This window comes from Methylomonas rosea (assembly GCF_024505055.1).
Taxonomy (GTDB): domain Bacteria; phylum Pseudomonadota; class Gammaproteobacteria; order Methylococcales; family Methylomonadaceae; genus Methylomonas; species Methylomonas rosea.
The window spans coordinates 72,632-98,237 of sequence record NZ_JANIBL010000009.1; the positions used below are offsets into that span (position 1 = coordinate 72,632).

25 protein-coding genes are annotated in these 25,606 nt (G+C 51.9%); 16 read left to right on the forward strand and 9 right to left on the reverse strand.

Features of this window, described 5'->3' with window-relative positions; all coding sequences use genetic code 11:
- Window positions 1–186 precede the first annotated feature (186 nt).
- Both dbpA and NP589_RS04555 read right to left on the reverse strand, forming a co-directional pair.
- Window positions 187–1,575, reverse strand: a complete 1,389-nt coding sequence (gene dbpA, locus NP589_RS04550) for an ATP-dependent RNA helicase DbpA (protein ID WP_256605921.1) — start codon at window positions 1,573–1,575, stop codon at window positions 187–189.
- 132 nt (window positions 1,576–1,707) lie between these two features.
- On the reverse strand, window positions 1,708–2,367 hold the full coding sequence (locus NP589_RS04555; protein ID WP_256605922.1) for a class I SAM-dependent DNA methyltransferase: 660 nt from the start codon (window positions 2,365–2,367) through the stop codon (window positions 1,708–1,710).
- Between the two features lie 217 nt (window positions 2,368–2,584).
- On the opposite strand from NP589_RS04555, the gene NP589_RS04560 reads away from it, so the two are divergent.
- The 4 genes from NP589_RS04560 to NP589_RS04575 all read left to right on the forward strand — a co-directional run bounded on the left by NP589_RS04560 (window position 2,585) and on the right by NP589_RS04575 (window position 6,868).
- On the forward strand, window positions 2,585–3,304 hold the full coding sequence (locus tag NP589_RS04560; RefSeq protein WP_256605923.1) for a response regulator transcription factor: 720 nt from the start codon (window positions 2,585–2,587) through the stop codon (window positions 3,302–3,304).
- A 73-nt stretch (window positions 3,305–3,377) separates the two neighbouring features.
- Window positions 3,378–4,754 carry a diguanylate cyclase gene (locus tag NP589_RS04565; RefSeq protein ID WP_256605924.1) on the forward strand — a complete coding sequence of 459 codons (1,377 nt, stop codon included), beginning with the start codon at window positions 3,378–3,380 and terminating at the stop codon, window positions 4,752–4,754.
- Entirely contained in the window at window positions 4,751–5,959 is a 1,209-nt protein-coding gene (locus NP589_RS04570) for a methyl-accepting chemotaxis protein (protein WP_256605925.1), read from the forward strand. The genes NP589_RS04565 and NP589_RS04570 overlap by 4 nt, the downstream gene beginning before the upstream one ends.
- Before the next feature lie 45 nt (window positions 5,960–6,004).
- Window positions 6,005–6,868 carry a hypothetical protein gene (locus tag NP589_RS04575; RefSeq protein WP_256605926.1) on the forward strand — a complete coding sequence of 288 codons (864 nt, stop codon included), beginning with the start codon at window positions 6,005–6,007 and terminating at the stop codon, window positions 6,866–6,868.
- Window positions 6,869–6,932: 64 nt separating this feature from the next.
- Here the strand turns inward: NP589_RS04575 and NP589_RS04580 are convergent, their stop codons facing one another.
- Together NP589_RS04580 and NP589_RS04585 are read right to left on the reverse strand one after the other, a co-directional pair.
- A complete protein-coding gene (locus NP589_RS04580) occupies window positions 6,933–7,514 on the reverse strand; it encodes an ANTAR domain-containing response regulator (RefSeq protein ID WP_256605927.1) in 582 nt (193 codons plus the stop codon).
- A 2-nt stretch (window positions 7,515–7,516) separates the two neighbouring features.
- Window positions 7,517–8,995 (reverse strand): MFS transporter, encoded by a 1,479-nt coding sequence (locus NP589_RS04585; RefSeq protein WP_256605928.1) that lies wholly within the window; start codon window positions 8,993–8,995, stop codon window positions 7,517–7,519.
- A gap of 430 nt (window positions 8,996–9,425) precedes the next feature.
- Between NP589_RS04585 and nirB the strand changes: the two genes are divergently transcribed.
- Genes nirB through NP589_RS04600 form a run of 3 tightly spaced genes read left to right on the forward strand, consistent with a single transcriptional unit; the run spans window position 9,426 to window position 13,267 of the window.
- Complete coding sequence (nirB, locus tag NP589_RS04590; RefSeq protein ID WP_256605929.1) at window positions 9,426–11,966, forward strand: nitrite reductase large subunit NirB; 2,541 nt, start codon at window positions 9,426–9,428, stop codon at window positions 11,964–11,966.
- Window positions 11,966–12,346: a nitrite reductase small subunit NirD gene (gene nirD / locus NP589_RS04595; RefSeq protein ID WP_256605930.1), complete on the forward strand. Its 381-nt coding sequence runs from the start codon at window positions 11,966–11,968 to the stop codon at window positions 12,344–12,346. The genes nirB and nirD overlap by 1 nt, the downstream gene beginning before the upstream one ends.
- A gap of 3 nt (window positions 12,347–12,349) precedes the next feature.
- Complete coding sequence (locus tag NP589_RS04600; RefSeq protein ID WP_256605931.1) at window positions 12,350–13,267, forward strand: PhzF family phenazine biosynthesis protein; 918 nt, start codon at window positions 12,350–12,352, stop codon at window positions 13,265–13,267.
- Window positions 13,268–13,282: 15 nt separating this feature from the next.
- Here NP589_RS04600 and NP589_RS04605 read toward each other — a convergent pair whose 3' ends face one another.
- The 5 genes from NP589_RS04605 to NP589_RS04625 all read right to left on the reverse strand — a co-directional run bounded on the left by NP589_RS04605 (window position 13,283) and on the right by NP589_RS04625 (window position 18,343).
- Window positions 13,283–13,789, reverse strand: a complete 507-nt coding sequence (locus NP589_RS04605; RefSeq protein ID WP_305890928.1) for a metal-dependent hydrolase — start codon at window positions 13,787–13,789, stop codon at window positions 13,283–13,285.
- A 60-nt stretch (window positions 13,790–13,849) separates the two neighbouring features.
- Entirely contained in the window at window positions 13,850–15,214 is a 1,365-nt protein-coding gene (gene creD / locus NP589_RS04610; protein WP_256605933.1) for a cell envelope integrity protein CreD, read from the reverse strand.
- 154 nt (window positions 15,215–15,368) lie between these two features.
- Complete coding sequence (locus NP589_RS04615; protein ID WP_256605934.1) at window positions 15,369–16,616, reverse strand: hypothetical protein; 1,248 nt, start codon at window positions 16,614–16,616, stop codon at window positions 15,369–15,371.
- Window positions 16,617–16,822: 206 nt separating this feature from the next.
- Window positions 16,823–17,170: a hypothetical protein gene (locus tag NP589_RS04620; RefSeq protein WP_256605935.1), complete on the reverse strand. Its 348-nt coding sequence runs from the start codon at window positions 17,168–17,170 to the stop codon at window positions 16,823–16,825.
- Between the two features lie 294 nt (window positions 17,171–17,464).
- The gene (locus NP589_RS04625) at window positions 17,465–18,343 is read right to left on the reverse strand and encodes an HDOD domain-containing protein (RefSeq protein WP_256605936.1); all 879 of its coding nucleotides are present in this window, start codon (window positions 18,341–18,343) and stop codon (window positions 17,465–17,467) included.
- An 88-nt stretch (window positions 18,344–18,431) separates the two neighbouring features.
- Between NP589_RS04625 and prmB the strand changes: the two genes are divergently transcribed.
- Genes prmB through NP589_RS04670 form a run of 9 tightly spaced genes read left to right on the forward strand, consistent with a single transcriptional unit; the run spans window position 18,432 to window position 25,275 of the window.
- Complete coding sequence (gene prmB / locus NP589_RS04630; protein WP_256605937.1) at window positions 18,432–19,361, forward strand: 50S ribosomal protein L3 N(5)-glutamine methyltransferase; 930 nt, start codon at window positions 18,432–18,434, stop codon at window positions 19,359–19,361.
- A 2-nt stretch (window positions 19,362–19,363) separates the two neighbouring features.
- Window positions 19,364–20,452, forward strand: coding sequence for a chorismate synthase (gene aroC, locus NP589_RS04635; RefSeq protein ID WP_256605938.1), 1,089 nt, complete (start codon window positions 19,364–19,366; stop codon window positions 20,450–20,452).
- Complete coding sequence (locus NP589_RS04640) at window positions 20,453–21,607, forward strand: MFS transporter (RefSeq protein WP_256605939.1); 1,155 nt, start codon at window positions 20,453–20,455, stop codon at window positions 21,605–21,607.
- 34 nt (window positions 21,608–21,641) lie between these two features.
- The gene (locus tag NP589_RS04645) at window positions 21,642–22,256 is read left to right on the forward strand and encodes a MotA/TolQ/ExbB proton channel family protein (protein WP_036273364.1); all 615 of its coding nucleotides are present in this window, start codon (window positions 21,642–21,644) and stop codon (window positions 22,254–22,256) included.
- A complete protein-coding gene (locus tag NP589_RS04650) occupies window positions 22,256–22,690 on the forward strand; it encodes an ExbD/TolR family protein (RefSeq protein ID WP_256605940.1) in 435 nt (144 codons plus the stop codon). Before NP589_RS04645 ends, NP589_RS04650 begins: the two co-directional genes overlap by 1 nt.
- A gap of 44 nt (window positions 22,691–22,734) precedes the next feature.
- Window positions 22,735–23,688, forward strand: a complete 954-nt coding sequence (lpxK, locus tag NP589_RS04655) for a tetraacyldisaccharide 4'-kinase (RefSeq protein WP_305890934.1) — start codon at window positions 22,735–22,737, stop codon at window positions 23,686–23,688.
- Complete coding sequence (locus tag NP589_RS04660; RefSeq protein ID WP_064008867.1) at window positions 23,681–23,872, forward strand: Trm112 family protein; 192 nt, start codon at window positions 23,681–23,683, stop codon at window positions 23,870–23,872. The genes lpxK and NP589_RS04660 overlap by 8 nt, the downstream gene beginning before the upstream one ends.
- A complete protein-coding gene (gene kdsB / locus NP589_RS04665; protein WP_256605942.1) occupies window positions 23,869–24,651 on the forward strand; it encodes a 3-deoxy-manno-octulosonate cytidylyltransferase in 783 nt (260 codons plus the stop codon). The genes NP589_RS04660 and kdsB overlap by 4 nt, the downstream gene beginning before the upstream one ends.
- A gap of 33 nt (window positions 24,652–24,684) precedes the next feature.
- Complete coding sequence (locus NP589_RS04670) at window positions 24,685–25,275, forward strand: hypothetical protein (protein ID WP_256605943.1); 591 nt, start codon at window positions 24,685–24,687, stop codon at window positions 25,273–25,275.
- Window positions 25,276–25,606 lie beyond the last annotated feature (331 nt).

A 25,606-nucleotide genomic window follows, 5' to 3' on the forward strand; every position in this document is an offset into this window, starting at 1 on the left:
CATAGGTATAGCAGGCTTTGGCGATTCGACTATCCGCGCACTATTTTATTTGCCGGGTTGCAAATAGATAGGCCCTAGCAAATGCGGCGCAAGGCGCCGCTGAGCCGATTGTGGCTACCTTCCCCGTGAAGGCAGGCATCCAGGGATGCTTTCAATCAACGCTTCAAAAATCAGCCTGGCCTCAGGCTAATTCCATTGCGATTTGCGCACGTTGAAATTGCGGCCTTTGATTTTGCCGGCCCGCAAGCAGGTCAGGGCTTTATCGGCGCTGCCGCGTTTCACCGCAACATAAGCGTGTTTATCGAAGATGTCGATCTTACCCACTTCGTCGCCGGTTATGCCGTTAGCACCGGTCAATGCTCCCAAAATATCGCCCGGTCGCATTTTGTCCTTGCGGCCGCCGTCTATCCACAGTGTGACCATGGGCGGCTCGAAGCGGTGTTCGCTGCTGAGTTTGAATGGCGCGATGTCGTCCCACTTTACGGAACCGGCAAGATATTCTTCAATGGCTTTGACCCGGTTCAACTCTGCTTCGCTGACCAAACTCAGCGCCAGGCCTTTCGCACCGGCCCGGCCGGTACGGCCTATTCTGTGCACATACACTTCCGGGTCCCAAGGTAATTCGTAATTGATCACCGCCTGCATGTCCTTGATGTCCAGGCCGCGCGCGGCGACATCGGTGGCGACCAGAATCGAACAACTTTTATTGGCAAAGCGCACCAATACCTGATCTCTATCCTTTTGCTCCAAATCGCCGTGCAGGGCTTGCACGGAAAAACCGCAATTGCTCAGCGTGTCCGCCACGTCCTGGCATTCGCGCTTGGTATTGCAAAACACCACCGTTGATTCCGGGCGATGATAGGCCAGCAAATAACCTAGCGCGTTCAAACGCTTGGCTTTGTCTACTTGATGAAAACGCTGTTCGATAGGGTTATCGTGATGGCTGGTTTCGACGCTGACCGACACTGGTTTGAATTGAAATTTCTGGCTTAAGGCTCGAATCGGCTCGGCGTAAGTTGCGGAGAACAGTAGCGTTTGCCGGTGTGTCGGCGCATAGGAAATCACGTCGGAGATGATATCGGCAAAGCCCATGTCCAGCATGCGGTCAGCTTCGTCCAGCACCAACACTTTTAAATGATCCAGGCGCAAGCTGGCTTTTTGCAGATGCTCCTGCAAACGGCCCGGCGTCCCCACCACCACATGCACACCATGTTCCAGCGAACTGCGCTGCGGCGCAAAGGGGGTGCCGCCGCACAAGGGCAAAACCTTAATGTTTTGGGTAAACCGCGCCAACTGGCGGATTTCCTTACACACCTGATCGGCCAGTTCACGGGTAGGGCAAATCACCATGGCTTGCACTTTAAAGCTGCTCAAATCCAGCCGCGACAACAAACCGATGCCAAACGCCGCGGTCTTGCCGCTGCCGGTCTTGGCTTGGGCGATCACATCCTTGCCTTCCAGTATATGCGGCAGGCTTTCGGCCTGGATGGGCGTCAGGTGGGTGTAACCCAGCGATTCGATGTTTTCCAGTAGGGCGGGTTTTAACGGCAGGGACGAAAATTCAGGTGTATTCACAAAGACTCTAATATCAAGGATATGCGGCGAAATAGCGCGCGCTTGGCAAGCCATAATACCAGAGTTAGGGAAATACCCCGGGATTGCCCAGCATTTTGGACTGATGTCGCGGATTAGCGCAGTGCTTACTGGCTAGCAGCTTTCATTCCGTTTTCTTGCCGTAATCGCCAACCAGGGCTGCTCGTGCCTCGGTTTGCCCGGCGGTCGGTAATAATGGTCCAATATTTCGAATTGCGCGTTCACTAAAAACTCCCGGCTGCTGTCGATTTCCATGAAATGGCCGTAGCGTTGCCCGGACCAGCCTTCGCCATTACCGCGCGGATTTGAGATAAACAAAACTCCTGCCGGTCTTAGTGCCGTGTAAAGATCGTTAAGTACTCTCGGTAATTCGCGGCTCGGTACATGAAATAAAGATGCATTGGCGAAGATGCCATCAAAGCCCTGTGGCGGCAGATCCAGGCTTAGTAGGCTTTGCTGTAATATCCGGCAGCCGCTGTGGGCGCGCGCCATCCGGCAAAATACCTCGCTGCCGTCAAGCCCGACCGGTCTGTGGCCCAAAGACTTGAAATAAAACACGTCTCTGCCGGGACCGCAGCCCAAATCTAAAATATCCAACACGTGCTCTTGCGGCAACGCGTCCAAGAAGGCCGTGTAGTTCTGTGTGACGTCGTGATCCTTGGTGCCCTGCCAATACGATTCGGCATTTTGGTTGTAATGATTCAGCGTTGCGGTTTCGATCTCTGCCAATGAGGGTGTCTGGATTTTCATATCGCTAGTTTTGGGGGTAAGCATCGATAAGTATCGCCCGCAAACGTGGGTGGCGGCAAATATTCGGTTTGCTTGATATTTGCGGGTTCTAAAGATGCCTTGCTCCTTTGAACCCTGAAAATAGCCGCAATAGAGCGGAAGCGGAAGAGGTATCTAAGACCTTAGCCCAATAGACAAACTTTAAGACTTACGTACACTTGACACGTTTTCGAGTACGAATTTGCATTAATTTTTACAGACTATGGCACTAAAGGTTTTGGAACTCGATAGATTAATCTTGGTTGCTGACCGCGAAGTCTCATCCTTTAAAGGTATCAATCGGGTCAGAGATAGTCTGCAAGCGAATGTAGATCACGTGGCTAGTCGTGATGAATTGTCTCGATGGCTAGTCGACAACAAAGCGAGTTTAACCAGCAAAAAAATTGCCTTTGTGATGGTGTTCGACCCCGAAGTGGTCGAAATATCGCCGTCCGGTTCCGAGTTTGGTTTATTACTGGAATATCCCCGGATTTGTATCACCCGATCAAGTGATCTATCGACAACCTTGCGTTCGATAAAAACCGGATTGTTTGATTTTATTGAAAAGCCCTTTAGTCTGGAACAGATACGCAAATGCCTTGAACTGGCTTTTTTCGAATATGAATTCGCTGTCACTATCAACAATCAATTCCGTAACCTGACGAAACGCGAAATTGAAACTTGCGAGTTGGTTGTGTTGGGCCATACCAATAAGGAAATATCCGAAAAACTGGATATTTCCGTAAAGACCGTAAAAGTGCATCGCGCGAATTTAATGCGTAAAACCGATGCCAAATCGGTTACCGATCTACTGAGATTGCACGATACATTCAAGTCAAATACCCGCCAAGGGCTTATTGATTCAGCCACTATACCCCCGCTGAAAATATTGAATACCCAACAAATTAATAAGCGCGAGAAACGCCAAAAATCCCCGGCTTAACACCACTTGCCAGGCAATAAAATTACTTTTCGGCAAGAATCAACCGCAAGGCATAGCCAAATTTGAGACGCTCGTGACTGAATTTACAATTTTTCCAACTGTGGGGTCGATAGCGCAAAAACAGCTTTTGCGAGCGACGTTAAATATGACTATTCGTTCGGTTTCGCAGCTGATAGATCACAATAATGTCAGCAGTGTAGTACTTGAGATTGGCGAGGAATATTTTGTATTTTCCGTTGAAGATTTGCTGAAGCATTTGCATGGTGGCGGCAGCAGTGAGGCTACCTTAGCTGAATTGGCATTACGCAAGATTACCTGCGTTTTCGAAAATGAACGAGTTCTGACCGCATTCGAAATCCTTGAGACCAGCGGCGATCGGTATTTAGGTGTCGTCGACGCCAAAGAGAGTCTTGTCGGGATATTAACGGATACCGACATTCTATCGGCGGTCGATCCCACCGTACTGGTGCAAAAAAAAACCATCGGCGACTTGGTGACCAGAGTAGAGCCCGTAACCTTCACTGCGGACTGGATTTTGGAAGATGTGCTGAGCCATCTCCAGAAAATGGAAGATTCTATTATTGTTGTCGAATCCAAAATACCGGTAGGCATCATTACCACCAAGGATATTTTTAAACTTATTTCCTCCGCTGATACTACCGACAGGCCTCTCAGGGATTATATGAACAGTCCGGTCATTACCACCAAGGTCAGCTCAACCATTCAAGACGCGCTCGCTCAGTTAAAAACCTTTCACATCAAACGGTCCATCGTGGTGAATGAAGAAAACCAGTTGGTGGGCGTGGTCACGCAGAGCGAACTGGTGGGTTTTGCCTACGGCACTTGGATAGATTTAATCAAACATCACGCCGGCGAGCTTAAAGAGCTTGTGGCTATTCTGGACGCCAAGGCCAAAGGCTTTGAAAAATCCTCGTTGACCGATCCCCTCACGGGACTCGGCAATAGGCGGATGCTGGATAAAAGGCTGATCGATGAAATTGGGCGGATGCGCCGCTACGACGCTCCGCCATTTTCCTTGCTATTACTGGACATCGATTTTTTCAAATTAATCAACGACGAGCACGGCCACTTGATTGGTGATGAAATCTTGAAAGCCATTAGCTTAAAAATTATGAGCTTGGTCAGATGCAGCGACGATGCCATCCGTTGGGGCGGCGAAGAATTTGCAATTTTGCTGCCGCATACACCGGTTGAGGATGCCCTTGAGTTTGCAAACCGCTTGCGAACCTCGATAGAAGACTTTTCCTTCATCGAGCGGATCAAAATCACTATCAGCATAGGTGTTGGACAGTTTTCAATTAGCGAACACGAAAGCGAATTTCTTGATCGCGTCGACAAGGCGCTATACCTTGCCAAGCATCAAGGCCGTAATCGGGTCGTGGCAGATACCTCAGCCGGTCCGGTCCAAAACTCGGTCATGCCTATATGAAACGCATAGATACTTATCTGGTGTGCCTGGCTATTGCCTTAAATATCGTTTGCTGGATTTTTAGTCGGCAAGCTCAACAGACACCGGTTGACTTTAGCTTGCTATCCGCTGCCTTATTAACGGGCTCGTTAGTTTTTTCCTATCGGGGCCGTAAACATTGGCAAGACCGGCAACAGGCGCGGGTGGACGAGCTTGAGTCGGTGATGACGGAGTACCAATTCCTGTCACATCGCGCCATGGACTATGCCGAAAATCGATTCAGTATTTTGGAACAAGACCTGGCGTTGGCCCGCGATACTATCCAAAGTTCGGCGCATAAACTATCCAATAGCTTGACGGGGCTGGAAAGGCAATCTACCAATCAACGTAAGGTGCTGACTGCCCTGGTCGATGAAATATTACAAATGACCGGCGCCGATGATGAGCAACAACGGCAGCAGGCTGGTTTACATAAATTTTTCGACGAAACGCATGCGCTGATTGATGAATTCGTAAAAAAAATACAAGAAGTCAGTGAGTCCAGTGTCGGCATAGCGGTGAGTTTTAATCAGATGCAGAGCAAGTTTTTACGCATCGAAGATTCGCTTGACGGCGTAACCAAGCTGACCAGGCAAACCGACACACTGGCACTGAATGCGGCAATTGAGGCGGCGCGAGCCAGTCGTGCCGGACGCGGTTTTGGTATTGTCGCCGATGAAGTCAGAAAACTTGCTGCCCAGACTCGTCAATTCAGTGATGAAATCCGCGCCACACTCGATGACATAATCCAATCGTTGCAAGAAGTGGATCAGCAGGTATCGCAAGCGGCGCAGACTGATCTAAGCCTGGCGGAACGTTCACGCGAAAACCTGGGCAGCCTAGGTCAGGAATTGATCCAAATGACATCCAAGGCTAATGGTCATTCAAGTAGCATCACACTGGCAACCGATGAAATCCAGAGACTGGCTCAGGAAGGGGTAATGGCGATGCAGTTTGAGGATATCGTTACCCAAATGATGGCAAAAATTGCCGTGGATACAAAAAATGTCGGCAATTACTTGCACGCGTTCTTGAGATTACATCACGACCGGGAAGAGCGCGACGGTTTAACGCGTTTCAAACAGCGAATTGCAGCCTTGAAATTATTACTGTCGGAAACGGAAAATCAGCCGCAAGTCGAACATTCAAAACCTGATCGGCATTCGACCGAGATTGAGTTGTTCTAAGTAATTTGCAAGGATTGGCATTCGCGGCGACAATCCCGTTCCGCCATGATTCCCTTACTTCCCCAACAAATCGCACCGGTTGACGCCCAACAGAGTGCATTGACCGACGCCTATCTGGCTGAACGGATCGCGGCATTGCAGTCTTATTTTCTGGGTCTGCGAGTTAAGGTCGATGCGCTGTTGGCGCCGCAACTTCCGGCTGCCGCAGGCAAGCCTTATCCCTATGGTCGCTGCGAGGAGATCACCCGCGAGATTTACGCTCTGCTCGCGACCCGCTTACGCCAACCGGAGATGCCGATCGAACAGGTGCTGCTCGACTTCATGTCCCAAGGCGGCATCGTGCGCTCTGTATGGGGCGTGTTGCGCGAACAATATTTCCAGAACGCGCTGCAATTCGGTGGCTTATATGTCGACGTCGCCAACGATACCGTCGACGTGAATAAACCAGCGGTCGAAATTCTGCCGCTTGCGGCCAGCGGTTTAGTCGCCGTGCGTGACTTGGCTCATTTCCGCCGGACTGCCGAATCGTATTGGGGTGCGACCATCTATCCCAATCACCTGTTGCCCTCACTGGCGCCGCTGCTACCCATGGTATCGGTCAGCCCCGGCCGGTTGCGCTCCGGACTGCAATCGGCCTGTGACTATATGATTGCGCTGATGTGCCGCGACAACTTTCAGCAGGCAGAAGCCTGGCTGCGTGACGGCCCGGTGCTGCCGGACAAAGAGACTGCCGCGCTGCTGGCCGACACACCAGCCGATCTAAGACCGTGGACAGCTAAAGGCCGCGACGAAGCGATCCTTGCTTGTCAACGCGCCCGGAACGCTGACTGTGCTGTCGATGAGCGTTGGCGGCAGGCGCGGGTTTTGGATTACCTGCGTTCCTTGCGAGGCCCCGCCGTGGCGAGTTGAAGGCTGTTGCAAGATGGCCGAGCATCAGAGCGCGTAGCGCAAAGCAAGACCGGGTAAATAGCTATCATTTGTTAAACAACTCCGCCATCGATATCACGTTCTTGGCCATTTCGCCGATGGCGATGTTGCGGTCCATCGCCAGTTTGCGTAAGGCGTGATAAGCCTGGTCTTCCGTGTAGCCTTGGGATTTGATCAAAATCGCCTTGGCGCGATCCATTAGCTTGCGGTCTTCTAATTGAGTCTTGGTTTTTTTCAATTCCTCTTTTAAGGCTTGTTGTTCCTTGAAACGCGCGATCGCGATATCGATGATGGACTTGATGCGTTTCGGATCCAGGCCATCAACTATATAGGCACTGACCCCGGCTTTGATGACCTTGTTGATAGTCTCGGTTTGCTGATCCTCGGCGAAGATAACGACCGGCAGTGAGCAGTTTTGGTTGATATCGACGATGGTCCGCAACACGGCTTCGTTAGGCGCATACAGATTCAAGACCACCACGTCGGGGTTTAGGGTCCGGACAATTTGCATCATGTCCAGTTCTTTAAGTTTTAGCGTTACCACCTCGCAGCCGTGTTGGCGCAAGCTGGTTTCCAGCAAGGGTTCGCTGTCGAATTCATCGACGACCAAGACGTTAAGCGCTGCCATGTTCAATCCAGGGCGATTTTCAGCAAGGAGCCGTCAGGCATGATTTCGGTGATGTAGTTTTTGGGTTCTTCCAGATAGTAAATCAAACCCAACAACAGGAAACAGGATAGGCCCAGGATTAAGAAAAATTGCCCGGTGGAGACGAAGGTCAGCAAAATCAAATAGACGATGGCGCCGGCGTTGCCGTAAGCGCCGACGATGCCGGCCACTTCGCCGGTGATGGCGCGTTTGATCAGGGGTACGAACGCGAATATCGCGCCTTCCGCTGCTTGCATGAATATCGAGCAAAGCAAAGTGACAGCCACTGTGGCGAGGATAGTCCATTGCGCGCAAATCATTGCCATTAAACAATAACCGCCGGCCAGGCCGGCCACGAATAAATACAGGGACAATTTGCGGCCAATCTTGTCGCTAAGCCAGCCGCCGGCGGGCCGGGCGATGACATTAGTCACCACGAAACTGGATGCTAAAAACCCCGCATCCAACATACTGGTGCCCTGGGTTTCGTTGAATGTTTTAAAGAAAAACATCGGCAGCATCGATAAAACGGCCAGTTTGGAGCCAAAGGTAACCAGATAGGCTATCGCCAGGATGAATACTTGCCGGTATTGATAATGATGGATGCTGGCGATGGGTTGGCTGAGGCGGTCGGCGTTGTTGTTGACCAATTGAAAGACGTGGATCAGGAACAGCAGCCAGACGACTGCATGAATAGTCAGATTCCAGCCGTCGGTTAGGACCGGCGTGGCCGGCGTGGACAGTTTCCAGGCCAATAAGGAGATGGTCGCGTACAAGGGCACCAGACTCAGCATGTATAAAAACAAATCGCGGATGCTGGTGACTTCCATCGCCATCGGCCGGCGGGTTTTCAGCGCGGCAATTTCCGGCGGCAGGTTTTCCACGCTGAAATAATAAATCACCGAATAGATCAAGGCGATGACGCCGGTCAAGGCAATCGCCGAGCGCCAACCGTGTTCGGCGCCGAAATAAAATGCCAGTCCCGGCAGGAAAATCGCCGCTACCGCCGAACCGAAATTGCCCCAGCCGGCGTAAATACCTTCCGCAGTGCCGACTTGGCTGGCCGGAAACCAATCGCCGATGATGCGCACACCCACCACAAAGCCGGCACCGATAAAGCCCAGTAAAAACCGCGACCAGGCCAGTTCGGTAAAATTTTCCGCCATCGCGAACATGAAGCAGGGGATGCTGCATACCGCCAATAACACGCTATAGCTGATTTTTGCGCCGAATCTATCTACCAGCATACCGGTGATGACACGGGCCGGTATGGTTAGCGCCACGTTCAGCAATAACAGAATTTCGATTTGGGTTTCGCTGATTCCCAGGTCTTGTTGGATCAGTACCAATAAAGAAGCATGATTGAACCAAATAACAAAGCTGATGAAAAACGCGATCCAGCTCATGTGCAGCACTTTGGCCTTGCCGCGCATGGAGAGTAATTTAAAAGGCGTAAAAGACATGGATGATCCGTGGTTGTCGTTCCTTGGTTTATATAAGCAGCTTATGTGCCAACGATACGGTCGCGACAAATCCGTCAATTCGCGGCAGCATGGCGCCATAGTGGTGCAAGAGACCGGTTTCTTTGCCTTATTTGGGTGCGAATTTTGCAAAAAAAACCTTACCTAGCTGCGGGAGCCGGCATTTTTAAAGGGTTTTGAATGTTGGCATCAATTTTGTTATAGATTTATCAAGTCTTGTCGTTAGACTTGCCCCCGTATTAAACCTGGACAAAGGCGTCCTGCTTGAATGAGTCATTCATTCAAACAGGATGCCTTTTTTTTTGGCTGTGAAAAAGGGCGGTAGCGACCAGGCAGTAGCTCCTTGAATCGCCTTACCGCCACTAGGCCAGGTAGCGCGTTTGCATAAATTCTGAGTAAACAGAGGCCCCTGATGAATATGAAACAAACCCTGGTTGTTATCGGCAACGGTATGGTAGGCCAGAATTTTCTGGCTGGATTGGTCGCCAGCAACGCGAAAGATCGCTATCGGATTGTCACATTCTGCGAAGAGCCCAGAGCCGCTTACGACAGGGTGCATTTGTCCGAATATTTTTCCGGGAAAACGGCCGCCGATTTGTCCTTGGTGGAAGACGGTTTCTTCGCTGAGCACGGCATCGAGATTTATTTAGGCGACAAGGCGGCCAGTATCGACCGGGAGCGCAAGCAAGTCACCTCTGCAAAAGGTGTGATAGTCGATTATGACAAACTGGTATTGGCAACCGGCTCTTATCCCTTCGTACCGCCGGTGCCAGGGCATGAAAGACCGCAGTGTCTGGTGTATCGGACCATCGAAGATTTGGAAGCGATGAAAACCGCGGCAGCGAAATCCAAAGTCGGTGTGGTCATCGGCGGTGGTTTGCTGGGCCTGGAAGCCGCCAAAGCGTTAAAGGATTTAGGGCTGGAAACGCATGTGGTCGAATTCGCGCCGAGATTAATGGCCGTGCAACTCGACGACGGCGGCGGGGCAATGCTGAAACGCAAGATCGAAGCACTGGACGTTAAAGTCCATTTAAACAAAAACACCACGCTGATCGACGACGGTGCGGAATGCCTGCACAAAATGAATTTTGCCGACGGCGAAACGCTGGAAACCGACATCGTTTTGTTCTCTGCCGGTATCAGACCACGCGATGACATTGCGCGTGGCTGCGGTTTGGAAGTGGGTCCGCGCGGCGGTATCGTCATCGACAATCAATGCCGCACCTCCGACGCGGATATATACGCGATTGGCGAATGCGCATTGTGGAACGGGCAGATTTTCGGGTTGGTAGCGCCCGGCTATGCGATGGCGCGTACCGTGGTCGCCGATTTGGCCGGCGAAGCGGGCAGTTTTACCGGTGCCGACATGAGCACCAAACTTAAACTGATGGGTGTCGATGTAGCCAGCATCGGCGATGCGCATGCCAAGACCCAAGGCGCCATGGTGTATACCTATCAAAACGGTGCCAGCGAAATCTATAAACGCCTGGTGGTCAGTCAAGACCAGAAACGCCTGTTGGGCGCGGTTTTGGTCGGCGAGGCGTCCGCTTATAGTACGTTGTTGCAATATTGTTTGAACGGCATCGAACTGCCGGAGCATCCGGATTCATTGATCTTGCCGCAACTCGCGGGCGAACCGGTGGGTCTGGGGCCGGATGCCTTACCCGCCTCGGCGCAGATTTGCTCCTGTTACGATGTCAGCAAGGGCCAGATTTGCGGCGCAATTGAAGCCGGTTGCACCACGCTGGGCGGCCTGAAAGCGGAAACCAAGGCCGGCACCGGTTGCGGCGGCTGTTCGGCTTTGTTGAAGTCAGTATTGGATTGCGAATTAACCAAACTGGGCGTGGAAGTCAGCACCGATATTTGCGAGCATTTTCCACATACCCGCCAGGATTTGTACAACCTGGTGATGGTCGAGGAAATCAAAACCTTCGACGAATTACTGGACAAACACGGCAAAGGCCTGGGCTGCGAAGTGTGCAAGCAGGCGGTCGGTTCTATCCTGGCTTCACATTGGAACGACTACATCCTGAAAACAGAACATATCGGTTTGCAGGATACCAACGACATCTTCCTGGCCAATATGCAAAAAGATGGGACTTATTCCGTGGTGCCGCGGGTTGCCGGCGGGGAAATTACGCCGGACATGTTGATCGCAATAGGTCAAGTCGGCAAAAAGTATCAGCTTTACACCAAAATCACCGGCGGCCAGCGCGTGGACTTGTTTGGTGCCCGCGTCGAGCAATTACCGGCGATTTGGCAAGAGCTAATCGACGCCGGTTTCGAGTCAGGTCATGCTTACGGCAAGTCCTTGCGCACGGTGAAATCCTGTGTCGGCAGTACCTGGTGCCGGTTCGGTGTCGATGACAGCGTGGGTTTGGCGATAGAGTTGGAAAACCGCTACAAAGGCCTGCGGGCGCCGCATAAAATCAAATTCGGCGTGTCGGGCTGCACCAGGGAATGCGCGGAAGCGCAAGGCAAGGACATCGGCGTAATTGCCACCGAGAACGGCTGGAATTTATATGTGTGCGGCAACGGCGGCATGAAACCGCGTCACGCCGATTTGTTTGCTACCAATCTGGATAAAGAGACACTAATCAAATACATCGACCGGGTGTTGATTTTTTATGTCCGTACCGCCAATCGTATGCAACGCACCTCGGTATGGATGGAAAACATGGAAGGCGGGTTGGACTATTTGAAATCGGTAGTCATAGAAGATCGGCTGGGTATAGGCGCGCAATTGGAAGGGCAGATGCAGCATGTTATCGATACCTATCAGTGCGAATGGAAAACTACGCTGGCGGACGAGCAACGTCTGAAACGTTTCCGGCATTTCGTCAACAGTGACCAAGCCGACGACAACGTGGTATTCGTGGAGGAGCGCGGTCAAGTTAGGCCCGCCAACGCGCAAGAACGTAAACATTTCAAATTGATCGAGGAGGCGGCATAATGAATACGTGGATAGAGGTGTGTGACATCGACGATTTGCAAGCCGATTCTGGCGTGTGTGCCCTACTAAAAGGCAAACAAATCGCGATTTTTTACTTGCAGCGTCGGCAGGAAGTCTATGCAATCGGTAACTTCGATCCGTTTAGCGAGGCTAATGTCCTGTCGCGAGGTATGATAGGCGACATCGGTGGCGAACCAATGGTCGCCTCGCCCATGTACAAGCAACATTTCAGTCTACGTACCGGTGTTTGCTTTGAAGATGCCGGTGTTAGTGTGCCCGCCTATCCGGTACGCTTGGAAAACGGCAGAGTCGCCGTCATGTTGGCGTCGCCGCCGGTGCAACAAAAATCGCCGTCTTTGGCTGTCTGTGAAATGGAGTAACGTGTGAACTACCAATATTTCATCGCTGATGTGTTTACCGACCAGATTTTCAACGGTGCGCAGATAGCGGTATTGCCGAAGGCTGACGGCTTGAATGCCGAAAAAATGGCCAAGATTGCCAAGGAATTGAATCTGTCGGAAACGGTATTTCTGTTTCACAAAGCCGATAGCGACAAGCACCGGCGGATGCGAATATTTTCCCCGTTGGGCGAAATCAATTTTGCCGGTCATCCGATTATTGCCGCAGCCTATGTATTGGCTATCTCCGGCGATGTGGGGTTAACCGAGCCGCTCACCAAACTTGAGTTCGAACAAAATATCGGCGTTATCCAAGTCAATCTGTCCAGTCAGGATGGCCAGCCAGGTTTGGTGCAATTTAGCCGTAGCGTCGATTCCATTGTCGACCGCTTCGCGCCCAGCGACGATGAAATTTGCAGTTTTTTAGGCTTGCAATTATCGGAGCTGGATCATAAAAAATACTCGCCGCGCTTGGTGTCTTGCGGGTTTCCTTATTTAGTGGTGCCGGTTTGGAATGTCGAATCGGTACGCAAGGCGCGTTTTAACTATGCGGCCTGGGCGCAATCGGCCGCCCCGCAAACCGCGGCGCAGGAAATCTTGCTGTTTTGTCCGAAATCGTCAAGCCCGGAAGCGGATTTCAATGCGCGCTTGCTCGGACCTAATATCGGCATTCATGCCGACCCGCCGGTCGGCAGCGCGATGCCGGCGTTTTGTTGCTACTTGTGTTCCTTCGAACACACCCAAAAAGGTACCCACACTTTCGCGGTCGAACGCGGCGAGCAAAGCACTCGCCGCAGCTTGATTCAATTGGAAATGGATAACAAAGGCCTGGAGAACTTGACCATCAGGGTCGGTGGGCAAGCCGTGTTGTTCGCGGAAGGCAAAATAATGTTGCCCGACTAGACCTCATTCCCTTCATCAGTAGCGCCGGGCCATGCACTGCTTTCGCCACAAATAGGCGGCCCAAAGGACAATCAAAATTTCCAGCGCAAACGATCTATGCAGCAGAAAATTTAGCCACCAATCCTGGTAGACACTGGGCACCGTAATTAAAGCAAACGGCCTGTTTACGAATGGCGCCAGCCAGTAAATATTGGTCGAGATATAGTCCAGCAACATATGCAACATCCCGTTGCAGGTAAAAATTAGCGCCAACAACGGCAGTTTCTTGTGCCTACAATGCTGAAAACCAAGTATTGCCAGTGTTAATAACAGCAGCCACACGCTCGGAAAGTGACTGAAATAGCTGTGATGCGGGTGAGCGCGGTGGTCGAAACCATAAAAATAAATCATATCCAGATCAGGGGCGATCCTGCCGAGTAAGCCGGCACGCAGAAAAATTAACCTTGGCACCCCATATTTCTCGAATCTGTGAAACATCAGTGTCGATACTATATAGCCGGCTGGGAGATGAGCAACAATCATAATTACCTCGATTTATTGCTCGGAACGATGCTTATAGCCGGCGTCCCGAGCCGATGGGATTTAAATGATTGCCGAGTTATCGGTACCGGATTGACTGAGTCCGTACCAATCCAGGCGCCGCGTGGTAACCATGGCCAGCGCCAACAATGCGAACATCAGTAAAGACCCCAGCATCAACGCGTTATCCTCTGATTCCAACAAGCCATACAAACTGCCGAACAAGCCGCCCAGTAAGGCGCCGGCGGTAATACCGCGTTTTACGCTACGCAGCACGGCGCTGAGATAGAAACCTATCAATATCACGCAAGCGGCGCTGGCGATTAGATAAGCCAGCACAAAATCCAAATGTTCCGATAAGCTCAACAGCAGCAGGAAAAACATCGCCAGTGCCAAACCGACCAAGGCGTATTGAGCGGGATGAATCGCCAGGTTTTTCAGGATTTCGAAGAGAAAGATGGCTGCAAAAGTCAGGCAGACGAACAAAAAACCGTATTTGCTGGCACGATCAGACAAGGAATAGACATTGATAGGCTCCATCAAGCGTATCCCAAAGCTGTCGTAGCAACTGATGGCCTGGCACTTGTATAGGTTTTCGGCGACATTCGATGCCAACGCATCGACCGACCATAGCGCATGAAAGCCCGCTGCGCCGACTTGCTGGGTTTGCGGATCGGGCAGAAAGCGGCCGTAAAAGCTCGGATGCTGCCAGGCGGAGGACAGTTCGACGCGGGTTTGCTTGCCGGCCGGAATAAAATCCAAGGATTCGATGCCGCGTATTTTTAGCGTAAACGCGAACGGCATGCTGATAGGGCCAAACTCGACTGGCGGTGCATCCAATGTCACGTGCATGCCGTTAGCTTGGGGCATGGGTAATTCCGCGCCTTGTTCGAATGCATACTGCTTGCCGCCCCATTCCACGCCCGGCGCTTCCAATACACCGCGCATATCCGCCAGCACGACGCTGGCATAAGGCGTAGCGAAACTGATTTGGCCGTTATGCAGCGGCTTGGGGTTGCCGTAACCGCCCGGCAATTTCATATCGCCCTTGATACTGACATTCAGCACGTAGGAGCGTACTTTGAACAGGCCGCGCTGCTTGGTTTCCGTGGCCAGTTCGCCGGTTATATTCAGGTGCTCGGGTAGAAAATACAGTAGGCGACTATCGACGCGTTCGATTTGTTCGCGCTTGGCTTGGCCGTCCTGTTTGGTTTCGATAATTTCGGTCCAGCGTTCGTTATAAGGCACCACCAGCAACGGGCCGAATAACTGTTGCGGCCCGGCCGAGCTGGCGGCAATGTCGCTCACTGCCTGTTGTTGGCGCTCGGCGCGTTCGCCCACCAGATTTTTTATCATGCCGATTGGTATCAGCAGCACCAAAGTCAGACCGAACATTATGCAGATCTTTTGCCAGAGTTTTTTTTGCATCGCGTTTATTCCGTGGAGTTAAAAGACGATGAACAGCATGCTCCGGCAAGGTGAGCGGATTATGTGGGGAATGTGAAGCGAGGGTGAAGTCGGTGGGTTGTCTTACGCGTTTACGGAAGGGTATGGCTAAGCCTTTAGCCATACCCTGAAGGGCTTAATCTATGGTTTCCACCCAATGACAACGTTCTTTGACGATAGGTGCGGTGTGCTCATTAGCGATGCCTTTAGCGATCAAGGCAATCACCCGGTCGTCGGTATCGTAGCCGATATGGGCGTCCATGGGATTAGCCAGCTTACCTAAGCCGAACGCATCATAGACTCTGGCCACGTTGATATTGATGTTGGTGACATTGACGCACAAGCGCGAATCCAGATATTTATTCACAAAATCGTGCGGGATGGCATAGCTGAGTAAATCGTTGGGGTCGCTAAACGCGATCACCGAAGTTTTCGCCATGATCCGTTCGTTGTATTTGGCGCCTGCGGCTTGGCAATAGGTGTCGGCATGATTGGCGACTTCCGGTAGCGCCCGCCCCAATTGCAGCATGGGCAATTGGTTGGACATCATATAGATAGGTATTTCCTTATTTTTCAAGACGTTGGTCAATGCCGCGTAATAGCTGGCTGTTTCGCCGTTGCTCAACTTCGCGGCAATCTGTTGCAGACCATCGATAGTAATGCGGCTGCCCAAACTATGCGAAATGAAAGCGTAACTGTCGTTATAAAACGGCGTGACGTTCTTGGTGGAACAGGTTTGTCTAGCGTCATCCGGCAGGCTGTTCCAGTCGCCGTGGATCATCCAGCAAAAGGATTGCGCGAATGCCGACAGAATATCTTCGCGCTTTTCGCCCAGGTAAATAATAGGGTCCGGTCCGGTATCGTTGGAGAACTTTTTTAACAGATCGTTGACTTCGGCGCGGCGAAACGACTGTTCTCCGGAGTTATCGTAAGACAGCACTTCTTTTTCCTTGGCGCTGATCTCCGACCAGGTCAACTCGTAAAACAGCATTTCCTGGGATTTGTTGGCATCCAGATAACGGTGGATACGCAAATTACCCAGTGGCCGCTCAAGGCCTTTTGCGTCAGACAAGCGGATATTTTTGACATTTCTGCTGGTGACGGTCAGATCAAGTTCCTTGGCCAGCTTTTCCATGAACTGCGTGGAGTAACCCGGCAAGTGGTTGCCGACACCGTGCACCATCAGCAGCTTCATTTTCCGATCATGCACTTCCAGTTGCGGTTTAATGCCTTCGAATTTGTCGCCTTTGATTTCGCAAATGCGGGTATCTTCCGCTTCCTGCTTTTCCAGAATGGCTTCGGTAATACCTTTGCCGAGGCTGGCGCAACCGTTTAACAGCAGGCTGATCGCCAGTATCAGCAGCTTGGTGTGGATTTTTTTCATGTCTTGGATAATGTTTATTGCTAAGGAGTGGTGTTCTTGAAGCGCAGCCTCCGCATTGGCGAATGGCTGCTTGATATCATGCGGAGATTTTATGATAAATCCCGGCTGCTCGGGAGGCTTAATCGGTGCGCGAATTGTATATCGCGGTAAAAATGGCGTGTTTGCAGCATAAACTGAATTTCGTGCATTGCTCCAGCGTAGCCAGCTTATTCTTTATCCAGTTTTTTCTTGGCTGCCTCGGCTTCCGCGCCGATTTTTTCCACAGTATCGCGATATTTGGCCTGCGCTTGATTGGCATGATCGGCGATGATGCCGTTATCGGTGTTAGCTTCTTTGATTAAGCATTCGAAATAATCGCGGGATTTTTGTTGCCAGGTGTTTATAGCCGCAATGCTTTTATTGTAGGCATCGATATTGCCGCCATCGATGGTAGGCGAGTCAGGCACTACGCCGCAGCCGCTGGGTTGCCAACTGCCGTTGTTCAGACTGCCGGCTTGCGCTGGGATTGCGAAAATGATGAACAGCAAGGCGGCGATTGTTAACGTGTGTTTCATTTAGCTCACTCCTTCTTTTGGAAAAAATCGTAACTATTCTTCGCCTGGCATTGCTGCTCGTCTCCATTAGGCGAGCGGGCATGCTATAAGCGTTTTGCCATTAACCCGGCCCCTGTATTAGTCATTCCCGCAAAGGCGGGAATCCATTTAAGCCGCTGGTCTCCGGTTTTCGCCGAAGCGACGACAAACAAGCGAAGACAAAATCAGGTAACGCAACACAGCGATTAATGATGCCAGGATTATTCCTCAACTTGCCGCTTATGCCAATGCCGACCGAATTCAGGTAGGCGGCATTTAACTCAACATTTGCCGGATATGCTCGATCTCGTCCTTGGCCTGGTCGAGAATATTAATACTTAAATCCGCGTCCAGATTACCTTTAGCCAATTTTTTATACGCCGGCAATTCGTCCAGCTTGGGCATTTGTTTGATATCTATCTTGCCGATGAAACTATGCAATTGCGAGATCATGACAATATCGCTGTAACTGGCGGTTTCGCCGCTGTCCCGGTGCCAGTTCTCGGCATGAATGATCACGTCTTCAAAGTCGCTGGGAAAATCCCATTTGCGGACGATTTGCACGCCTATCGGGCTGCGCAATTCCCTTACCGCTTCGGCCAGATCGCCAGGATTGGCCAAAATCTCGGGTTGCCGGTCGGCATAAGCCAGAATCGGCACTACGCCGATGTCGTGAATCAAGCCTGCCAACATGGCGCGGTCCGGATCGAAACCCGGCGTTTTGTGGGCAAACACCGCGCTGATCGCGGCCACATAACTGCTATGAGCCCAAAGATCTTGCATCTTGCGGCGAATCACCGGCGATTTGGCGTTAAACACCGCTTTTAACGCGAAGGCGGTAATGATGTCCTGCGCGGCTTTCAAACCCAAACGGGTCAAGGCCTCCGGGCAACTCTCGATCTTGCGCCGGCCTCGGTATAGCGGACTATTGGAGATTTTTACCAAGCGCGCGGTAATGCTGGGGTCGATTTGCACGACTCTGGCGATTTTATTGCTGTTGGCGTTGGGTTCGTTAATCGCACGGCGGATTTTTACCGATACATCCGGGATGGTCGGTAACGCCAAGGAATCGGATTGCATGTACTTAAAACAATCCTGATAAAGACGATTTTTTGCCAGTTTGGCGGACAGCGCTTGGGAATGGGCCTCGGTCATTAACTTTGCTTTATTCGGGCAAGCGGCGGGGGATTGGTTTAAAATCCGCTGCTGCATTTTTAAACGTATTTTTAAGTATAGACACGCTATGAATATAACTGACCCGGATGTTATCACAACCCTCAGCAGCATCAGAGACTATATTCGCTGGGCTGCCAGCCGTTTTACCGAGCACCAGGTTTTTCTAGGCCACGGCACCGTCACGCCTTTGGATGAAGCCGCAGCCATTGTGTTGCACACCTTGCATCAGCCTTACGATTTGGATCATGGCTATTTGGATTCGGTGTTGACTTTAGCCGAACGGCAGGCGGTGGCGGCATTGATCGAACGCCGCATCGTCGAACGTAAACCCTCCGCCTATTTAACCCACGAAGCGATTTTTGCCGGCCTGTCGTTTTATGTCGATGAACGGGTGTTGGTGCCGCGCTCGCCCATCGCCGAACTCATCGCCGAACGCTTCGAGCCATGGGTGGAAGAAACTCAGGTGTTCAACATCCTGGATTTATGCACCGGCAGCGCCTGTATCGCTATCGCTTGCGCTTATGCCTTCCCGGATGCACAAGTGGACGCGGTGGAACTGTCGGATGACGCCTTGGCGGTGGCGCAGATCAATATCGAAAAACATGAACTGGAAGAACAGGTCCAGCTTTATCAATCCGATTTATTCAACGAATTGCCGGCCAAGCCTTACGATATTATCGTCAGCAATCCGCCTTATGTCGCCATCGCCGAATGGGAAAGTCTGCCCGCTGAGTTTCACGCCGAACCCGAGATGGGTTTTACCGGCGGCGAACATGGCCTGGACCTGGTGTTGCGGATTTTGGTCGATGCTAAACGTTATCTGGCTGAGCAGGGCATTTTGATCATCGAAGTGGGCAGCAGCGCCGAAACCTTGCAGGAAATGTTTCCCGACGTGCCGTTCCAATGGCTGGAATTCGAACGCGGCGGCGACGGCGTGTTTTCACTGACCGCCGCACAAGTCACTCTTTATCACTCACACTTTGTCAGCGCTTTATAACCATGTCCGGAAACAGCATAGGAAAATTATTTACCGTCACCAGCTTCGGCGAAAGCCACGGCCCGGCAATAGGCGCCATTGTCGATGGTTGCCCTCCCGGACTGGAGTTGTCCGAGGCCGATTTGCAAATCGATCTGGATAGACGCAAGCCCGGTACTTCAAGGCATACCACGCAACGCCGGGAAGCCGATGAAGTGAAAATTCTATCCGGCGTATTCGAAGGCAAAACCACCGGTTGCCCAATTGGGCTGCTGATCGAAAACACCGATCAGCGCTCCAAGGATTATTCAAAAATCGCCGACAGTTTCCGCCCCGGCCACGCCGATTACACGTATCAGCACAAATACGGTCTACGCGATTATCGCGGCGGCGGCCGATCCTCGGCACGGGAAACCGCCACACGGGTCGCGGCAGGCGCGATTGCGAAGAAATATCTGTTCCAACAGCACGGCATCCTGGTGCGCGGTTATTTGTCGCAACTGGGACCGATCAAAATTGCCGCGTTCGATTGGAATGAAGTTCCGAATAATCCGTTCTTCTGCCCTGACGCCGGCAAGGTTGAAGAGATGGAAAAATACATGGATGCCTTGCGCAAAGAAGGCGAGTCCATCGGTGCCAAGATCGAAGTGATCGCCAGCAGCGTGCCGCCCGGCTTGGGCGAACCTATTTTCGACCGGCTGGATGCCGAATTGGCTTATGCCTTGATGAGCATCAATGCGGTAAAAGGTGTGGAGATTGGCGACGGCTTCGATTGCATCGACACCAAGGGCACTAAATTCCGCGATGAAATCACCCCGGAAGGCTTTTTAAGCAACCACGCCGGCGGTATTTTAGGCGGGATTTCCAGCGGCCAGGACATTGTGGCCCGGATTGCCTTGAAGCCGACCTCCAGCTTGCGCTTGCCGGGCCGCAGTATCAACAGCAAGGGCGAAGTCATAGAAGTAGTCACCGAAGGCCGCCACGATCCTTGCGTTGGTATCCGCGCCACGCCCATCGCCGAAGCGATGGTCGCCATCGTGTTGATGGATCATCTGTTACGGCACCGTGCGCAGAATTTGCATGTAAATTCCGGGTTGCCGATTCTGCGCTGAATGAGCGTACCTTACTGGCGCTTATCCGGCTTTTACTTCTGCTATTTCGCCACGCTGGGCGCTTTCCTGCCGTTTTGGAGTTTGTACCTGAAGCAAGTCGGCTTCGCCGCTACCGAAATCGGCGAGCTGACGGCGTTTCTGGTGGCTACCAAGATCGTCGCGCCGAATTACTGGGGTTGGTTGGCTGACAAAACCGGCCGTAATTTACGCCTGATTCGCATCACTTCTTTGCTGTCCGTGCTGTGTTTTGCCGGTTTTTTGTACCGTAGCGACTATCTTTGGTTTGCGGCGGTCACGGTGATTTTCAGCTTTTTCTGGAATGCCACCTTACCGCAGTTCGAAGCCGCGACCTTGTTTCATCTGCAAGCCGAACCGCAGCGTTACAGCCAAATCCGGCTGTGGGGGTCTATCGGCTTTATTGCGGCGGTATTGGGCATAGGCCGGTTTCTGGATCAGTTTAGCATCGCCTATTTGCCTTGGATTATCGGCAGTTTAATGCTGTTGAACTGGCTGATGGCGCTGATGACGCCGGAAGCGCGGCCGCGCCTGACACACAGCGACACTGGCGGCATCTGGCAAATTCTTCTCAAGCCGGAGCTACTGGCATTTTTGTTGGTTTATATGCTGCTGCAAGTTGCCCACGGCCCATACTACGTATTTTATTCGGTTTACTTAAAGCAGCACGGCTATTCGGCCACCGAAACCGGTTTATTGTGGGCCAGCGGCGTAGCGGCAGAGGTGTTGTTGTTCATGGCGATGCGCCAGTTATTGAAATGGCTCTCGCCGCGCACTCTACTACTTTTCGCTGTATTGCTTAGCGTAGTGCGTTGGCTATTAATCGCCGAAGGGGTGGATTCGCTGGTATTGACCATTAGTGCGCAAATTCTGCATGCGGCGACCTTTGGTGTGGCGCACGTGGTGGCGATGCAATTGCTTTATCAGTATTTTGGCGAGCGGCATCAAAGCAAAGGCCAGGCGCTGTATAGCAGTATCAGTTTTGGCTTGGGCGGGATGATAGGCAGTCTGTACAGCGGCTATTTCTGGGATATGCTGGGTGGGCGTCTGGTTTACATCATCGCCGCCTTGGTGTGTTGCGTGGCCTTACTGATTACCTATATCGGCGTAGCCCGGCAATCTCGCCCCGGATTGGGTTAAAATTGATCAGTTTCATGAAAGAGGGATAGACAACGTGTTTGAAGTAATCAAAAACGGCGGCTGGATGATGGCGCCGATCATTTTGTGTTCCATCGTGGCGATGGCGATCATCGGCGAACGCTTTTGGTCCTTGCAGCGCAAACGCATCATTCCCGCCGATTTGGTGCCGTACATTTGGCAATTGCATCGGGACAAAAAACTCGACGAACCGACCATCAGGCGCATTAAACTGAGTTCGCCGCTCGGGCGGATTCTGGCAGCTGGCTTGCTAAATCGCAAACATGGCCGGGAAATCATGAAATCCAGTATCGAAGAAGTCGGCCGGCAGGTGACTCACGAACTGGAGCGTTATTTGAATGCGCTGGGCAGCATCGCGTCGATCACGCCCTTATTAGGATTGCTGGGTACCGTGGACGGCATTATCCGGGTGTTTTCGGACATCGCGATTGGCGGCATGGGCGATCCGGCGGTGTTGAGTGGCGGTATTTCCGAAGCTTTGATTTGTACTGCTTCGGGCTTGACGGTGGCGATTCCTAGTCTGTTTTTTCATCGTTATTTCGAACGACTCGTGGATGATCACGTGGTGCGCATGGAAGAAGAATCGCTGCGTTTGATCGATATCATGCAAGGCGCGCGCGAGGATATTTAATGCAATTCCGCCGCAAACGCCGCACGCAGGTCGATATCGGTTTAATCCCGATGATAGACGTGTTGTTGGTTTTACTGTTTTTCTTCATGGTGGCCACCACCTTTCGCCACCATTCCGAACTGAAGATCAACCTGCCCGAAGCCCAAGGCAGCGACGCCACGGAGCAGGGTAAGACCATCAATTTATATGTCGATGCGAAAGGTACTTATGCCTTGGCCGGCGACGACAACCAGTTTCACGAGCTGGTGAATCAGAATCTGGAAGGTTTGAAAGCGGCTTTAGCGCAAACCGCCGGTGACTCCAGGCTGTTGCCCTTCATCATCAGCGCCGACGGCAAGGCCCCGCATCAAGCGGTAGTCAGCGCCTTGGATGTCGCGAATCAATTGGGCTTTCACCACATTACTTTCGCTATCAACAGACCGGAAAAACCGTGAATAAGAAACTAATCAAATGGTTTGAGGATGCCTGGTACAAGGAGATGTATATCTCGGCCTGGCTGATGCCGTGGTCCATGCTCTACGTCGATGCGATCCGCTTACGGCGCTTTTTGTACCGTATCGGCATCTTGAAAAAAACCCGGCTGCCGGTGCCGGTGATTATCGTCGGTAACATTTCCGTGGGCGGCACCGGCAAGACGCCGTTGGTGATCTGGATGGTCGAATTTCTGAAACAAAACGGCTACAAACCTGGCGTAATCAGTCGCGGTTATGCTGGCGCGGCCAGCGCCAGTCCGAAAGCTGTCACTGCCGATAGCGACCCGGCTCAAGTCGGTGACGAAGCGGTGTTATTAGCCAAACGCTGCGCTTGCCCGATTGTAGTCGGCGCCGAGCGGGTCGCGGCGGGCCGGCAATTGCTTTCAAGCAACGCCTGCGATGTGCTGATTTCAGACGACGGTTTACAGCACTATGCGCTGGAACGCGACATCGAGATCGTCGTGATCGACGGCCAGCGTCGTTTCGGTAATGGCTATTGTCTGCCGGTTGGCCCCTTGCGCGAGCCGCAGGAGCGCGTCAAACACGTCGATTTGGTGGTCGTCAACGGCCCTGACGAATTGCTGGAAGGTGAATTGCCGATGCATTGCAAAGGCCAGCAATTAATTAATTTGCAAACCGGCGAACGAAAACCGCTTGATGAATTCAAGGGTGTGGCGTGTCACGCAGTCGCGGCGATAGGTAACCCGGCACGCTTCTTTGCGCAATTGGCCGCCGCCGGTCTGAATTGTCAAACCCACGCCTTGCCCGATCATCACCCGTTTACTGCCGAAGACTTGCAATTTAAAGAGCCGCGCCCGGTGCTTATGACCGAAAAAGACGCGGTCAAATGCGCCCGCTTCGCTACCGACCAGTACTGGTATTTACCTATCGATGCCGAACTGCCCGAGGCATTTTCCCAACAACTCTTAAAACTACTCAAAGACAAAGCTCATGGATAAAAAACTACTCGATATTCTGGCCTGCCCGCTATGCAAAAGCTCCTTGATTTACGACAAAGACAAACAGGAGTTGATTTGCAAGGCCGACAATTTAGCCTTCCCGATCCGCGATGATATTCCGGTGATGCTGGAAGACGAAGCCCGCGAACTGAGTTTTGAAGAAGCAGACGCGCTACGCAAATGAGTGCCGGTTTTAAAGTCGTCATTCCGGCTCGTTACGGTTCCACCCGATTGCCGGGTAAGCCCTTGCTGGACATCGCCGGCAAGCCGATGATAGTGCATGTGTGCGAACGCGCGCTGGAAGCCGATGCCGAGCAAGTGGTGGTGGCGACCGACGACCAGCGCATTTTCGATGCGGTCGGTGACCTGGGCCTGCTGGCGGTGATGACCGATCCCAACCACCAGTCCGGCACTGAACGCATCGCCGAAGTTGCCAGGACTATGGGTTGGGCCGACGAGCAAATCGTCGTTAACCTGCAAGGCGACGAACCCTTGATTCCGCCGGCTTACATCCGCGATGCGGCTCTGGCATTAGTGGGTCAAGACCAGGCTGGCATCGCTACGTTGGCCGCGAAAATTTTGGATGTGGAGGAAATTTTCAATCCGAATGCGGTGAAGGTTGTTTTGGACAAAAACGGGTATGCGCTGTATTTCAGCCGGGCGCCGATTCCCTGGAACCGTTCGACTTTTCCTGATCAGCACGATATAGCGTCTTCTAGTTTGCCGCATCTCAGGCATATTGGTATGTATGCTTATACGGTGGGGTTTTTGCAGCGGTATTGCGGTTGGTCTGCGTCGCCGTTGGAGAGTGTTGAGTCGTTGGAGCAGCTCAGGATTCTTTGGCATGGGGAGAGGGTGTTGGTTCGGATTGTTGATAAGACGCCGGAGGCGGGGGTGGATACTGAGGAGGATTTGGTGAGGGTTTCTAGACGGTTGCAGGAAAAGTTAGCACTATTATGCTAATTAACTGCTAGCTCGACTATTGAGTTGAAGAGGATGCTAATAATTACTCATCCAGATTTTATTGAAAGCCCGAGTGCAGAAACCTGTTTAAAGGTGATTGCTCTTCTTGGCCCAATGTATACGCCAACTCATATCGTATTCGATTCTTACGACTACTCCCAAGATTGTTTTGTCATTGACGAATTTAAGTGCCCCGCTTTTGTCTGGACAAGAGACCGACCACTTGATGGCGTACCGTCCTATTTTAAAGAATTAACTGCTGATTTAAATTGCACACATCTCGTTTGGCTTTCTCGTAAGGTACTAGCTTATGCCGAATTGATGTTTGTATGGGTATTGGCTCATGAACTTAGGCATGTTTACCAGTCTCGCATGAGCTTTCGAAAAGCTGAAATTAGACGTTTGCTGCATGACTTGCGTCGAAAGCCGTCTTATTCTTACCTACGCCCTGATCTTTTAACGCCTGATGAAATTGATGCCGAATTGTCAGCTATGCGATTAGTCAAAACGATGTATGGAGACGAGGAGGTCCAGCTGTTTCTAACCACAAATCTTCTTCCCCGATATCCGTTCCCAGAATATACAAGATTACTAAAAGAAGCTGCAGTCGCATTGCCTCAATGACGCCGCGTCGAGTAGGGTGGGCACGTTTTTTGTGCCCACGCGGGTTTGATGTGTCGCTATCGCGACCGCTTGATTTAATCGGGTTCTCGCACCCGAAGGCGAGGTACTTTCTTTTGCTCCGCCAAAAGAAAGTACCCAAAGAAAAGGCGGCCCGAATGCCGCTTAGCTCACTCGGCACATCCCTGTACCTCGCCCTTCGGGTGCGATGCATGCAAATCGGCTGTCCTGCCGATTTGTCCTGCGCTCCGGAGCTTTTATCGAGGGTCGGCGAAGGGGCTTCCCAGCCCCTCCGCCGACGCACCGCATCCATGCGGTGCCCCTCCGGGCTGAT